The sequence below is a fragment of the Mesobacillus selenatarsenatis SF-1 genome (genome assembly GCF_000813125.1).
Classification (GTDB): Bacteria; Bacillota; Bacilli; order Bacillales; family Cytobacillaceae; genus Mesobacillus; species Mesobacillus selenatarsenatis.
Genome location: NZ_BASE01000070.1, coordinates 25,150 through 39,000 on the forward strand (window position 1 = coordinate 25,150; position 13,851 = coordinate 39,000).

The window sequence follows — 13,851 nt, forward strand, 5'->3', positions numbered from 1 at the left end:
TATAAGTGTTTTTAGATTGAAGGTAAGATTACCAACGATAGTGAGCGAATGCTTTGTTTGCTTCCGCCATTTTGTGTGTATCTTCGCGCTTCTTAACAGAAGCACCAGTGTTGTTAGCAGCATCTAGAATTTCGTTAGCAAGACGCTCTTCCATTGTCTTTTCCCCACGAAGACGTGAGTAGTTTACCAACCAGCGAAGACCAAGAGTTGTACGGCGGTCTGCACGCACCTCGATTGGTACTTGATAGTTAGCTCCACCTACACGGCGTGCTTTTACTTCTAGAACAGGCATGATGTTTTTAAGAGCTGCATCGAATACTTCGATTGGCTCTTTGCCTGAACGCTCACGAATGATATCAAAAGCTGAATAAAGGATCTTTTGTGATTTACCTCTCTTGCCATCGATCATCATCTTGTTGATCAAGCGAGTGATAAGCTTTGAGTTATAAATCGGATCCGGCAATACGTCTCTTTTTGCAACTGGACCTTTACGTGGCATGTTATTTCCTCCTTTCAAAAAGGCTAATTAGTTTTGTTTATTATTTTTTAGCTGCTTTTGGTCTCTTAGTTCCGTACTTAGAACGGCCCTGCATACGGTTGTTTACTCCAGCAGTATCAAGAGCACCACGAACGATGTGGTAACGTACACCCGGTAAGTCTTTTACACGTCCTCCACGGATAAGAACAACACTGTGCTCTTGAAGGTTGTGCCCGATACCAGGGATATAAGCTGTTACCTCGATTCCGTTAGTCAAACGTACACGAGCGTATTTACGCAACGCTGAGTTTGGCTTCTTAGGAGTCATAGTACCAACACGAGTACATACACCACGCTTTTGTGGAGATGAAACGTTAGTTTGAGCTTTCTTGAAGCTGTTGTAACCTTTATTAAGCGCTGGAGATTTTGACTTCTCCTCTTTAGAGCTACGCGGCTTGCGCACTAATTGGTTAATAGTAGGCATGATCATTTTCCTCCCTTCACATTTTTGTAAGCCCACACATCCAGGTGGTTCATTTTTTAACAAAAAACAAAGTTCTTGCAGTCCACTGCAAAAACAGTTTTTACTTGGTTATCGCTACAGCTGAAGCTCCTACGGCAATCCCGCATGCCTTCCCCAATTTTTTCATAGAGTCGACATAGGTGATGGCGGTGTTCATTTCCCTGGCAGTCTGCAATAGATTCGCTGTCACTTTCATGTCAGCATCCTTCGCAATGACCAGTTCGATTACTTCGCCAGCCTTCAGTGCTTTCACTGTTTGCTTTGATCCTACTATAATCTTTTTAGCCTGAGCTACTTTTTCATAAGACATGATATCCTCCAAAGTAACCGGTAAATAGGAGCACCTTTGAAATATTAACATTTAGCTCAAGGGATGTCAACAGCATTAAAAAACTTTTTTCGCTAGATTAATGTTTTTATTCATAGATCGTTTCTTTTTTCTTTAAAAAGGCGGCACTTTCTGCCGTGGCAGAGAGCACCGCGCTTCTTATTTTATTCTACAGTGATTACATCTTCGGCATTTTCTTCTTCCATTGAGATTGGCTCAGCTCTTCTGTAGCGCTGCATGCCTGTTCCTGCTGGAACGAGTTTACCGATGATAACATTTTCCTTCAGGCCAAGAAGCTCATCGCGCTTGCCTTTGATCGCAGCATCTGTAAGCACTCTTGTTGTTTCCTGGAAGGATGCTGCAGACAGGAATGAATCCGTCTCAAGTGATGCTTTTGTTATACCAAGCAATACTGGACGTCCTGTTGCTGGCATTTTGCCTTCAAGAAGTGCTTTGCGGTTAGCGTCAGTGAACTGGTGGATCTCAAGCAATGTACCTGGTAGTACATCTGTTTCACCAGCGTCGATAACCCTGATCTTGCGCATCATCTGGCGCACCATTACTTCTACGTGCTTGTCGCCGATTTCAACACCCTGCATTCGGTATACCTTTTGAACTTCTTTCAACAGGTATTCCTGCACGGATTGAACGTCTTTGACTCTTAAAAGTTCCTTAGGGTCGATGGAACCTTCTGTGAGTTCCTGACCTCGTTCTACATGGTCATTTATAGCAACCTTTAGGCGTGCTGTATATGGCGCATTGTATGTGCGGCTTTCGATTTCACCCTGAATGACGATTTCCTGCTGACGATCTTTTCCTTCGTTGATGCCGACTACGACACCTTCCAATTCAGAGATGACAGCTTGCCCTTTAGGATTACGTGCTTCGAACAATTCCTGGATACGCGGAAGACCTTGTGTGATATCGTCTCCTGCAACACCGCCCGTATGGAACGTACGCATTGTAAGCTGTGTACCTGGCTCACCGATTGACTGGGCAGCAATGATACCGACTGCTTCGCCAACTTCGACTTCCTGGCCGGTCGCAAGGTTGCGTCCGTAACACTTCTTACATACGCCATGGCGTGTATTACATGTGAATGCAGAGCGGATCCATACTTCTTCGATCCCTGCTTCTATTACTTCAACAGTCAAGTCTTCTGTAATCAACCCGTTTTCAGGTACAATCACTGCCTTTGTTTCAGGATGCTTGATTGCCTTTCTTGCATAACGGCCAATTAAACGCTCATCTAGAGGTTCGATTACTTCAGTACCATCTTTAAGCGATTTGATAAATAAGCCTCTGTCTGTACCGCAATCGTCTTCGCGCACGATGACATCCTGTGCTACGTCTACGAGACGGCGAGTCAGGTAACCTGAGTCAGCAGTCTTAAGTGCTGTATCGGCAAGACCTTTACGAGCACCGTGAGTGGAGATAAAGTACTCCAATACTGTCAGACCTTCACGGAAACTTGATTTGATCGGCAACTCGATGATTCGTCCAGCCGGGTTGGCCATCAGACCACGCATACCAGCAAGCTGCGTGAAGTTAGACGCGTTACCACGGGCACCGGAGTCACTCATCATGAAGATAGGGTTTGAATTATCTAGTGATTTCATCAGCTTAGCCTGGATATTATCCTTCGCCTGGCTCCAGATAGAAATTACGCGATCATAACGCTCATCCTCGGTAATCAAACCACGTCTGAACTGCTTAAGAACATTATCTACCTTTGTTTGTGCTTCTGAAATGATTTCCTGCTTCTCTTTAAGAACCACGATATCAGCCACACCAACCGTAATACCCGCTTTAGTCGAGTATGTGAATCCAAGACCCTTCATACGGTCAAGCATTTTTGATGTTTCTGTGATTTTGAACTTCTTGAACACTTCAGCAATGATGTTTCCAAGAATTTTCTTCTTGAACGGATCCACCAATGGCATAGACTTGATGACTTCCTTCACATCTGCGCCTTTTTCCACAAAATACTTCTCTGGAGTCTTCTCCTCAAGATTTTGCTTGGAAGGCTCATTGATGTAAGGGAATGACGCTGGAAGGATTTCATTGAAAATCAGCTTTCCAACTGTCGTGATCAAGAGCTGACCATTTTGCCCTTCATTGAATGTCTGGTTGCCAAGTGATGAAGCGGCAACAGCAATACGAGTATGAAGATGTACATAGCCATTCTGGTATGCGATCAATGCTTCATTCGCATCTTTAAAGACCATACCTTCACCAACAGCCTCTTCTCTTTCCAGAGTCAGGTAATAGTTACCTAAAACCATATCCTGTGAAGGAGTAACAACCGGCTTTCCATCCTTAGGGTTCAGGATGTTCTGAGCAGCAAGCATCAATAGGCGTGCTTCTGCCTGTGCTTCAGCAGAAAGTGGAACGTGAACCGCCATCTGGTCACCGTCGAAGTCAGCGTTGTAAGCTGTACATACGAGCGGGTGAAGACGGATTGCGCGTCCTTCGACCAATGTTGGCTCGAACGCCTGGATTCCAAGTCTGTGAAGTGTCGGGGCACGGTTCAGCAATACTGGGTGTTCCTTGATTACATCTTCTAGAACATCCCAAACCTCAGGGCTAACGCGCTCAATTTTACGTTTAGCAGACTTAATGTTGTGCGCTAAACCTTTTTGCACTAATTCTTTCATTACGAATGGCTTGAACAGCTCAAGTGCCATTTCTTTAGGTAGACCGCACTGGTACATTTGCAGGTTAGGACCTACGACGATAACCGAACGGCCTGAGTAGTCAACACGCTTACCAAGAAGGTTTTGACGGAAACGGCCTTGCTTACCCTTCAGCATATGAGAAAGGGACTTCAATGGACGGTTACCTGGTCCAGTTACCGGACGACCGCGGCGGCCGTTATCGATCAACGCATCAACAGCTTCCTGCAGCATACGCTTTTCGTTCTGGACGATGATGCTAGGAGCACCAAGGTCAAGAAGACGCTTAAGGCGGTTGTTACGGTTGATTACACGGCGATACAGGTCATTCAGGTCGGAAGTTGCGAAACGACCACCGTCAAGCTGTACCATCGGGCGAAGTTCCGGCGGGATGACAGGGAGGACATCAAGGATCATCCAAGATGGCTCATTGCCTGAACCACGGAACGCTTCAACTACTTCAAGACGCTTGATCGCACGAGTACGACGCTGGCCTTGTGCTGTTCTTAATTCTTCCTTCAGCATGTCGGCTTCTTTATCAAGGTCGATATCTGAAAGCAGCTTTTTGATTGCTTCTGCTCCCATTGCTGCCTGGAATTTGTTACCGTATTTTTCACGATAAGCGCGGTATTCTTTTTCTGACAACAACTGCTTCTTCTCAAGGGCAGTGTCGCCAGTTTCCGTAACAACGTAAGAAGCAAAGTAAATAACCTCTTCAAGTGCGCGCGGAGACATATCAAGGATAAGTCCCATACGGCTAGGAATACCTTTGAAATACCAGATGTGAGAAACAGGAGCTGCAAGCTCGATGTGTCCCATTCTTTCACGACGGACTTTTGCACGTGTTACTTCAACACCGCATCGGTCACAGACAACGCCTTTGTAGCGAACTCTTTTGTACTTTCCGCAGTGACATTCCCAGTCCTTCGTCGGTCCGAAGATACGCTCACAGAATAAGCCGTCTTTTTCTGGTTTTAAAGTACGATAGTTGATTGTTTCCGGCTTTTTAACCTCACCGAAAGACCATGAACGGATCTTGTCTGGTGAAGCGAGGCCAATTTTCATGTACTCGAAATTATTAACATCTAGCAAGGGGCCTACCTCCCTTTTAATCTAGGGTTTTACCCTTATGGCCACACAAAAAGGAACACACGTGGACAATACTGTTATTCAACTGTTTGTTCACGTGTGCCAATTAGATGGACCTATTCTTTCATTCCTACTTTTTCAGAATTCATTTCTTCTGTTTCAGGAGCAATTGTCAATGTTTCTGCATGCTGCAATTCTTCTTCATCATCAAAATCGCGCATTTCTATTTCTTTTTCATCGCCTGATAGGATCTTGACGTCCATACCAAGACTCTGAAGTTCTTTCATCAATACTTTGAATGATTCAGGAACGCCTGGTTCTGGTACGTTTTCACCTTTTACAATTGCTTCGTATGTTTTAACACGTCCAACAACATCATCGGACTTGACGGTTAAGATTTCCTGCAATGTGTAAGCAGCGCCGTAAGCTTCAAGCGCCCAAACCTCCATCTCCCCGAAACGCTGTCCGCCGAACTGAGCTTTACCGCCTAGTGGCTGCTGCGTAACAAGTGAGTATGGTCCAGTAGAACGAGCATGAAGCTTATCGTCTACCATGTGAGCAAGCTTGATCATGTACATGACACCGACAGATACACGGTTATCGAATGGTTCACCTGTACGTCCATCATATAGGACAGTTTTCGCATCTCTGGCCATACCAGCTTCCTGGATTGTTGACCATACATCTTCCTCACGAGCACCATCGAATACCGGTGAAGCAACATGGATTCCAAGGTAGCGCGCTGCCATACCAAGGTGAAGCTCAAGAACCTGACCGATGTTCATACGTGATGGTACCCCTAGTGGGTTAAGCATGATATCGACTGGTGTTCCGTCCGGCAGGAAAGGCATATCCTCTTCCGGAAGAATTTTCGAGATAACCCCTTTGTTACCGTGGCGTCCCGCCATCTTATCACCTTCAGAAATCTTACGCTTCTGAACGATGTAAGCACGGACCAGCTGGTTCACTCCAGGAGGAAGCTCGTCGCCATCTTCGCGGTTGAACACTTTGACGTCAAGGACAATCCCGCCGCCGCCGTGTGGAACACGCAATGATGTATCACGGACTTCCCTTGCTTTTTCACCAAAGATTGCATGCAAGAGGCGTTCTTCAGCTGTCAATTCAGTAACCCCTTTAGGTGTTACCTTACCGACAAGGAGATCTCCGTCTTTTACTTCGGCACCAACACGGATGATTCCGCGCTCGTCAAGGTTTCTCAATGCATCTTCCCCAACGTTAGGGATATCGCGTGTAATTTCTTCAGGTCCAAGCTTAGTATCTCGGGACTCTGATTCGTATTCTTCTATATGGATTGATGTATAAACATCATCTTTAACAAGGCGCTCACTCATGATGATGGCATCTTCATAGTTATAGCCATTCCATGTCATGAACCCAACAAGAACGTTACGTCCTAGTGCCAGTTCACCTTTTTCCATTGATGGTCCGTCAGCAAGGATTTCTCCTTTAACTACACGGTCACCAAGGCTTACGATTGGGCGCTGGTTATAGCAAGTACCCTGATTGGAACGAATGAACTTAAGCATGAGGTATTTATCAAGGTCACCCTTAACTTCCTGGCCGTCTACTTCAGTAACACGGCGAACCCATACTTGACGCGCTTCAACGTGTTCTACAATTCCTTCATGCTTACAGATTACTGCAGCACCGGAATCCTTTGCGTTCACGTGCTCCATTCCCGTACCTACGATTGGTGCTTCCGGCTGCATTAACGGAACAGCCTGTCTTTGCATGTTCGCACCCATTAGTGCACGGTTGGAGTCATCGTTTTCCAAGAACGGGATACACGCAGTCGCTGCAGATACAACCTGCTTAGGTGATACGTCCATATAATCGACGCGGTCACGTTTGACGACTGTGTTTTCACCACGGAAACGGGCTATTACTTCATCATCAATGAAAGAACCATCATCAGCAAGACGAGCATTCGCCTGTGCAACTACATAGTTATCTTCTTCATCAGCTGTTAAGTAATCAAAATGGCTTGTCACTTTACCTGTTTCAGGATCAACGCGGCGGTACGGAGTCTCAATGAATCCGAAGCGATTAACCTTAGCGAAACTTGAAAGTGAGTTGATCAAACCGATGTTAGGACCTTCCGGCGTTTCAATCGGGCACATACGTCCGTAGTGGGAATAGTGAACGTCACGCACTTCGAAACCAGCGCGTTCACGTGTAAGACCACCAGGTCCCAATGCAGATAGACGCCTTTTATGTGTCAATTCAGCCAGCGGATTTGTCTGGTCCATGAACTGTGAAAGCTGGGAGCTTCCAAAGAACTCTTTAATGGACGCAATTACCGGGCGGATATTGATTAATTGCTGTGGTGTAATCGTATTTGTATCCTGGATGGACATTCTTTCACGGACTACACGCTCCATTCTGGACAAACCAATACGGAATTGGTTCTGCAACAGTTCACCAACAGAACGAAGGCGTCTGTTTCCTAAATGGTCGATGTCATCCGTATCGCCAACACCATGCAACAAGTTAAAGAAGTAGCTGATGGATGAAATGATATCAGCAGGCGTGATGTTTTTGATCGGTTCAGGGACATAGGCGTTTCCTAAAACATTAATTTCTTTCTCGCCCTCAACATCGTTCGGAGAGTAGATCTTAATGCTTTGAAGCGTTACGTCCTCTTCAACCACGCCGCCATATGGGCTGAAATCCTTGAAGCCAACATTCTTCTCCAGTGCAGGTATGATCTTATCGAGTGTACGGCGGTCTAAAGTGACGCCTTTCTCGGCAATGATTTCTCCTGTTTCTGGGTCTACTAATGTTTCAGCAAGCTTTTGCCCGAATAAACGGTTTTTAATATGAAGCTTTTTGTTGATTTTATAACGCCCTACATTTGCAAGGTCATAGCGCTTTGGATCAAAGAATCTTGATACCAGAAGGCTTTTTGCGTTGTCAACTGTAGGCGGTTCGCCTGGACGGAGACGCTCATAAATTTCAAGAAGCGCTTTTTCCGTACTTTCCGTATTGTCTTTTTCAAGAGTATTACGGATATATTCGTTATCACCGATCAGATCAATGATTTCTTGATCAGAACCGAACCCTAATGCACGCAAAAGAACCGTAACAGGGAGTTTCCTCGTACGATCGATCCTTACATATACAACATCCTTGGCATCTGTTTCATACTCTAACCAGGCGCCACGGTTAGGAATAACGGTCGCAGTGAACCCTTTCTTCCCGTTCTTATCAAGCTTTCCGCTGTAGTACACACTTGGTGAGCGCACTAACTGGGAAACGATAACCCTTTCAGCACCGTTAATTACAAACGTGCCAGTTTCTGTCATAAGCGGGAAATCGCCCATGAAGACATCCTGGTCCTTTACTTCACCTGTTTCCTTATTCACAAGGCGGACCTTTACTCGCAATGGTGCGGAGTAAGTAACGTCTCTTTCTTTCGATTCTTCCACTGGATATTTCGGTTCGCCAAGACTGTAATCGATAAACTCTAACGATAAGTTACCAGTAAAGTCTTCAATCGGTGAAATGTCCTGGAACATTTCACGGAGGCCCTCATCAAGAAACCACTGATAGGAAGAGGTTTGAATTTCAATCAAATTCGGCAATTCCAAAACTTCACTGATGCGAGCATAACTTCTACGTTGGCGGTGTCGTCCATACTGAACTAGTTGACCTGTCAACTGATTCACCCCTCAAATCAAGCGTTATTATTCATCTATCCCTGTCTTGTCCATGAAGTTTCCTCCATTTCAAAAGACAAAAAGAAAAAGGGTTTTCACCTAAAAACCACATTTCCTGCAACGAACAATTATTTTGTTAGTTTTCCCTTAATGCCCAAAATTATACAACTTTCGATGAAAATAGCAATTGAAAAGAAAACTAATATATTGGCATTTTATAATATTAACATAGCGGTTTTCTCACGTCAACATTTAACAGATTTGAGAATAAAGTATCCTTTACTTTTTGCCGCAATGTCTACTTCGCCAAATAACTCTTTCATTTTTTCCATCGCGGATGGCGCACCTTGTTTCTTCTGGATAACCACCCAAAGCTCTCCACCTTCAGCTAAATGCAGAAAACTTTGTTCGAAAATATCATGCACGACCTTTTTTCCGGCACGGATCGGCGGGTTCGTTAGAATTGCATCGAATTCTTTTTCCTCCACTCCAGTCAGCCGGTCACTTTCATAGATTTTCACGTTGGTCACTTTATTTTCGGACGCATTTTCCTCAGCAAGCATAATCGCTCTTTCATTGACATCCACCATGTGGACCATCACTTCTGGAAAAGCCTTGGCTAACGAAAGGCCGATCGGTCCATAGCCGCAGCCGACATCAAGAATCAATCCACCAGCTTTATTCAACTCGAAAGTGTCGATCAATAACCTTGACCCAAAATCGACTTCCTTCTTCGAAAAAACTCCATTGTCAGTCTTAAAGCGGAAGCTATTCCCCTTTAATTCAATTTGCCATTTCGCAGGATTGCTTTCGGTACTGGGTTTGCGGGAGTAATAATGTTCAGACAAAATCTTTCACCTCCACGGGGACTCATTTGAAGAATGCGATCGCGGATTGCATTGCTACTGCGGTATTATAAATCACTTAAAACCAAAAAGCAAAATTCGAAACTAATAAAGCGAAAAAAAAGCCCGCTTTAGCAGCGAGCTTTTTATTGTAAGGTTGATTACTTAACTTCGACGTTAGCTCCAACTTCTTCAAGCTTAGCTTTGATTTCTTCAGCTTCTTCTTTAGAAACGCCTTCTTTAAGAGCTTTAGGAGCGTTGTCAACAACTTCCTTCGCTTCTTTAAGACCAAGACCTGTGATTTCACGTACAACTTTGATAACCTTGATCTTCTGGTCGCCAGCAGATGCAAGTACTACGTCAAATTCAGTTTGTTCTTCAGCAGCAGCTCCAGCAGCTCCACCCATCATAGCAACTGGTGCAGCAGCAGTTACGCCGAATTCTTCTTCGATTGCTTTTACTAGATCGTTAAGTTCTAAAACAGTCATATTTTTAACTGCTTCAATGATTTGTTCTTGAGTCATGATTTGTTTCCTCCTAATAGGTTAGTTTTTTTATTGTTAAACGGTAATTATTTTTAACTTACGCGCCTTGCTCTTCTTTCTGTTCTGCAACAGCTTTTGCAGCAAGAGCAAGATTGCGGATTGGAGCTTGAAGTACGCTGAGTAGCATAGAAAGTAGACCTTCGCGAGACGGTAGGTCTGCAAGTGCCTTGATTTCCTCTACTGTAACGATGTTGCCTTCAACTACGCCCGCCTTGATTTCAAGCGCTTCGTGCTTTTTAGCGAATTCGTTTAGAATCTTCGCTGGCGCTACTACATCTTCAGTACTGAACGCGATTGCGTTAGGACCTGTTAAAGATGTGTTTAAGTCAGCAAGTTCAGCAGCTTCAGCAGCACGGCGTGTCATAGAGTTTTTGTAAACTTTGAATTCTACGCCAGCTTCACGAAGCTCTTTACGAAGTTCTGTTACTTCAGAAACTGTAAGTCCGCGGTAATCAACAACGATTGTTGATTTGCTTTCTTTTAGTTTGCCAGCAATCTCGTCAACGATTTGCTTTTTCACTTCGATGATATTGCTCATCCTTACACCTCCTGTAGATTATTGCATTTATACCGATCAAATAAAAACCTCCGCATCTATGACAGACACGGAGGAAGTATACAATAGTAAAAGTGTTGCTCTATCGTATGACCTCGGCAGGTTATTAAGCTATAAGCCCCTGCTGTCTGCGGTACAAATGTTATTTTATTTTCACAACAAGAAGAATTATATCTAATGCTTCTTTGATTGTCAAATACTATTATTTTACAGTTGAAGGATCTACTTTAACGCCAGGTCCCATTGTAGTAGAGATCGTAACGTTCTTCATGTAAGTTCCTTTAGCTGCAGCTGGCTTAACCTTCATCATAGTTTCGAAGATTGTGTTGAAGTTTTCAACAAGCTTTCCGTCTTCGAAAGAAACTTTTCCGATAGGTACGTGGATGTTACCAGACTTATCAACGCGGTATTCTACCTTACCAGCTTTGATTTCGTTAACTGCTTTCGTTACATCGAAAGTAACTGTGCCAGTCTTAGGGTTTGGCATTAAGCCTTTAGGTCCCAATACGCGGCCAAGCTTACCAACTTCACCCATCATGTCAGGTGTAGCTACGATTACATCAAAGTCGAACCAGCCTTGCTGGATCTTAGTGATGTATTCAGCATCGCCAACATAGTCTGCGCCAGCAGCTTCTGCTTCTTTTAACTTTTCGCCTTTAGCGAATACTAGAACACGTTGAGTTTTACCAGTACCGTTTGGAAGCACAACTGCTCCACGGATTTGCTGGTCAGCTTTCTTAGGGTCTACGCCCAAACGGAAAGCAGCTTCAACTGTAGCGTCGAATTTCACAGTGCTTGTCTTCTTAGCAAGCTCAACTGCTTCTGTAACTGTATATGCTTGAGAGCGATCTACAAGCTTTACAGCTTCTAGATACTTTTTACCTTTTTTAGCCATTTTAATTTCCTCCTATATTGTGGTTTTAACGGAATAACCTCCCACGATGAAAAGCGCAGGCGCCTCGACCAGCCTGACAGGCACTGGAGGGCCGACCGATGAAGTCGTTCTTTGACTTCAACGGGCGAACCGAAGTGACCGAGGGGCTAGGCGCCGCAGCTAGACAACGAAAAGCGGAGGTGCTTTTTAAACAAAGCACCAGAGCTCGAAAAGCGAAGGCGCCATAAAGGCGCCGTATCAGACAGATAAAAGGTTGCGAGTGAAATCAAATTCAGCTACGCAACCTGTCAATCCCCTGCAGCAGAAATTAATCTTCGATTGTGATTCCCATGCTGCGTGCAGTACCTTCAACCATGCGCATTGCTGCTTCAACGCTAGCTGCGTTCAGGTCAGGCATTTTCTGTTCAGCAATCTCACGTACTTTATCACGCTTGACTGTTGCTACTTTATTACGGTTCGGTTCACCAGAACCAGACTGGATTCCAGCTGCTACCTTCAAAAGAACTGCAGCAGGAGGAGTTTTCGTAATAAATGTAAATGAACGGTCTTCAAAAACCGTAATTTCAACAGGAATGATTAATCCAGCTTGATCAGCTGTACGAGCGTTAAACTCCTTACAGAATCCCATGATATTAACACCGGCTTGACCTAGTGCAGGTCCAACTGGTGGTGCCGGATTGGCTTTACCAGCAGGGATTTGCAACTTAACCATCTTAATTACTTTTTTAGCCACGAGACACACCTCCTTAAAGTCCGTGATGTGGTAATAGGGGATTTTCCCCTCCCACTCATTTTAAAAGTCTTTATATAAAATAAAGAACTTGACATATAATCTGTCAATCGTCCAAGACATACTGACCTATGAAATATTAACACTTTTTAAATTTGATTTCAAGCTATTTCAGATTATATTTTTTCAATCTGCGAAAATTCGAGCTCTACCGGAGTATCGCGGCCGAACATATTGACAAGAACTTTAAGCTTCGCCTTGTCCTTATCGATTTCTTCGATTGTCCCTGTGAAGTTGGCGAACGGCCCTTCGCTTACCTGGACAGTTTCACCAAGTTCGAAGTTGATATCAACCTTCTTCTCCTCAACTCCCATGCGCTTGAGGATAAACGTTACTTCTTCAGGCAATAATGCGGTTGGTTTTGAGCCTGCACCAGAAGAGCCAACGAATCCAGTTACACCAGGCGTGTTGCGGACAACATACCAGGAATCATCCGTCATTACTATTTCTACCAGGACATAGCCAGGGAACGTCTTTCTCTTAACAACTTTCTTTTTACCATTTTTGAAATCTGTTTCTTCTTCTTCAGGTACGATAACCCGGAAGATCTTATCTTGCATGCCCATTGTTTCAACGCGCTTTTCAAGATTTGTCTTGACCTTGTTCTCGTAGCCTGAGTAAGTATGCACTACATACCAATTCTTTTCCATTATCGAGGACTAAATCGTCCGTCCCTCCCCATTTCCAAATGTCATTAGAAAAGCGCAAGTGCCTTGTTCAGCCCCGACCAGCGCTGGAGGGCCAGGCAGTGAAGTCGTTCTTTGACTTCATTGACTGGACCGAAGCGACCTCGAGGGGCTAGGCACTGGAGCTATACAACATCTAATGTATAGGTGAATTTTTTCAAGCAAATAAAAAACCCGTTATCCGGGCTTTTAAACTTGTCCTGCGTTTATATTTTCCATTATACCATGAGTGCGTAGTGGTTATTCAAGAATTAAGCGAATCAATTCAGAAATACCAAGGTCTAACACTGCGAAGAATAGAGCAGCAAAAGCAACTGTAGACAGAACTGTAATCGTATAGCGAGTCAGTTCTTTACGTCTAGGCCAGCTGACCTTTCTCATTTCACGTCCAACTTCACTGAAAAAATTAGTGATGCGCTGCATTTTGTAACCTCCAACTTATCGGGATTCCATATGATGATCTATCTGAAAACCTTATTTCGTTTCCTTATGAACTGTATGGGCACCGCAGTTGCTGCAGTACTTTTTCAGCTCCAGCCGTTCTGTTTGCGTTTGCTTGTTGCTTGTCGTGGAATAATTACGGGAACCGCATTCCTTACAAGCAAGAGTCACTTTGTTGTTCATTGACACTACACCCGCTTCAAAAGGCTGATTCCAATCTGATGTCATGAAACCGCCATCTATTATATCTTTAAAAAGATATCATGGCTGATAGCTTGTGTCAATAAGCGGTTGCGAGATTAAAAGTCAGTTTTGTGGCT

General features: G+C 44.2%; 14 protein-coding genes and 1 other annotated feature. Of the genes, 1 reads left to right on the top strand and 13 read right to left on the bottom strand.

Features of this window, described 5'->3' with window-relative positions; genetic code table 11:
- Nucleotides 1-28: 28 nt before the first annotated feature.
- The 9 genes from rpsG to rplA form a co-directional block, all read right to left on the bottom strand.
- Nucleotides 29-499, bottom strand: coding sequence for a 30S ribosomal protein S7 (rpsG, locus tag TY49_RS13985; RefSeq protein WP_041966528.1), 471 nt, complete (start codon nt 497-499; stop codon nt 29-31).
- Nucleotides 500-539: 40 nt separating this feature from the next.
- A complete protein-coding gene (gene rpsL / locus TY49_RS13990) occupies nt 540-962 on the bottom strand; it encodes a 30S ribosomal protein S12 (protein ID WP_023626436.1) in 423 nt (140 codons plus the stop codon).
- 100 nt (nt 963-1,062) lie between these two features.
- A complete protein-coding gene (locus TY49_RS13995) occupies nt 1,063-1,311 on the bottom strand; it encodes a 50S ribosomal protein L7ae-like protein (protein WP_041966529.1) in 249 nt (82 codons plus the stop codon).
- A 182-nt stretch (nt 1,312-1,493) separates the two neighbouring features.
- Entirely contained in the window at nt 1,494-5,096 is a 3,603-nt protein-coding gene (gene rpoC, locus TY49_RS14000) for a DNA-directed RNA polymerase subunit beta' (RefSeq protein ID WP_041966530.1), read from the bottom strand.
- A 113-nt stretch (nt 5,097-5,209) separates the two neighbouring features.
- Nucleotides 5,210-8,773, bottom strand: a complete 3,564-nt coding sequence (gene rpoB, locus TY49_RS14005) for a DNA-directed RNA polymerase subunit beta (protein ID WP_041966531.1) — start codon at nt 8,771-8,773, stop codon at nt 5,210-5,212.
- Nucleotides 8,774-9,018: 245 nt separating this feature from the next.
- Nucleotides 9,019-9,621, bottom strand: a complete 603-nt coding sequence (locus TY49_RS14010) for a class I SAM-dependent methyltransferase (RefSeq protein WP_041966532.1) — start codon at nt 9,619-9,621, stop codon at nt 9,019-9,021.
- A 158-nt stretch (nt 9,622-9,779) separates the two neighbouring features.
- The gene (gene rplL / locus TY49_RS14015) at nt 9,780-10,142 is read right to left on the bottom strand and encodes a 50S ribosomal protein L7/L12 (protein WP_041966533.1); all 363 of its coding nucleotides are present in this window, start codon (nt 10,140-10,142) and stop codon (nt 9,780-9,782) included.
- Nucleotides 10,143-10,200: 58 nt separating this feature from the next.
- The gene (gene rplJ, locus TY49_RS14020; protein WP_041966534.1) at nt 10,201-10,701 is read right to left on the bottom strand and encodes a 50S ribosomal protein L10; all 501 of its coding nucleotides are present in this window, start codon (nt 10,699-10,701) and stop codon (nt 10,201-10,203) included.
- A gap of 32 nt (nt 10,702-10,733) precedes the next feature.
- Nucleotides 10,734-10,871, bottom strand: a sequence feature (ribosomal protein L10 leader region).
- Between the two features lie 50 nt (nt 10,872-10,921).
- Nucleotides 10,922-11,614: a 50S ribosomal protein L1 gene (gene rplA, locus TY49_RS14025; protein WP_041966535.1), complete on the bottom strand. Its 693-nt coding sequence runs from the start codon at nt 11,612-11,614 to the stop codon at nt 10,922-10,924.
- A gap of 98 nt (nt 11,615-11,712) precedes the next feature.
- Between rplA and TY49_RS25425 the strand changes: the two genes are divergently transcribed.
- Complete coding sequence (locus TY49_RS25425; protein WP_269745746.1) at nt 11,713-11,841, top strand: hypothetical protein; 129 nt, start codon at nt 11,713-11,715, stop codon at nt 11,839-11,841.
- 80 nt (nt 11,842-11,921) lie between these two features.
- Here TY49_RS25425 and rplK read toward each other — a convergent pair whose 3' ends face one another.
- The 4 genes from rplK to rpmG form a co-directional block, all read right to left on the bottom strand.
- Nucleotides 11,922-12,347 carry a 50S ribosomal protein L11 gene (rplK, locus tag TY49_RS14030; RefSeq protein ID WP_023626445.1) on the bottom strand — a complete coding sequence of 142 codons (426 nt, stop codon included), beginning with the start codon at nt 12,345-12,347 and terminating at the stop codon, nt 11,922-11,924.
- A 173-nt stretch (nt 12,348-12,520) separates the two neighbouring features.
- The gene (gene nusG, locus TY49_RS14035; RefSeq protein ID WP_041966536.1) at nt 12,521-13,054 is read right to left on the bottom strand and encodes a transcription termination/antitermination protein NusG; all 534 of its coding nucleotides are present in this window, start codon (nt 13,052-13,054) and stop codon (nt 12,521-12,523) included.
- Between the two features lie 276 nt (nt 13,055-13,330).
- Complete coding sequence (secE, locus tag TY49_RS14040) at nt 13,331-13,513, bottom strand: preprotein translocase subunit SecE (protein ID WP_041966537.1); 183 nt, start codon at nt 13,511-13,513, stop codon at nt 13,331-13,333.
- A gap of 51 nt (nt 13,514-13,564) precedes the next feature.
- The gene (rpmG, locus tag TY49_RS14045; RefSeq protein ID WP_439646171.1) at nt 13,565-13,759 is read right to left on the bottom strand and encodes a 50S ribosomal protein L33; all 195 of its coding nucleotides are present in this window, start codon (nt 13,757-13,759) and stop codon (nt 13,565-13,567) included.
- Nucleotides 13,760-13,851 lie beyond the last annotated feature (92 nt).

Excerpts from the sequence above, each read along its gene's own strand:
- rpsG (WP_041966528.1), bottom strand. The coding sequence starts at position 499 with ATGCCACGTAAAGGTCCAGTTGCAAAAAGAGACGTATTGCCGGATCCG.
- rpsL (WP_023626436.1), bottom strand. The coding sequence starts at position 962 with ATGCCTACTATTAACCAATTAGTGCGCAAGCCGCGTAGCTCTAAAGAG.
- TY49_RS13995 (WP_041966529.1), bottom strand. The coding sequence starts at position 1,311 with ATGTCTTATGAAAAAGTAGCTCAGGCTAAAAAGATTATAGTAGGATCA.
- rplL (WP_041966533.1), bottom strand. The coding sequence starts at position 10,142 with ATGACTCAAGAACAAATCATTGAAGCAGTTAAAAATATGACTGTTTTA.
- rplJ (WP_041966534.1), bottom strand. The coding sequence starts at position 10,701 with ATGAGCAATATCATCGAAGTGAAAAAGCAAATCGTTGACGAGATTGCT.
- rplA (WP_041966535.1), bottom strand. The coding sequence starts at position 11,614 with ATGGCTAAAAAAGGTAAAAAGTATCTAGAAGCTGTAAAGCTTGTAGAT.
- TY49_RS25425 (WP_269745746.1), top strand. The coding sequence starts at position 11,713 with ATGAAGTCGTTCTTTGACTTCAACGGGCGAACCGAAGTGACCGAGGGG.
- nusG (WP_041966536.1), bottom strand. The coding sequence starts at position 13,054 with ATGGAAAAGAATTGGTATGTAGTGCATACTTACTCAGGCTACGAGAAC.
- secE (WP_041966537.1), bottom strand. The coding sequence starts at position 13,513 with ATGCAGCGCATCACTAATTTTTTCAGTGAAGTTGGACGTGAAATGAGA.
- rpmG (WP_439646171.1), bottom strand. The coding sequence starts at position 13,759 with ATGACATCAGATTGGAATCAGCCTTTTGAAGCGGGTGTAGTGTCAATG.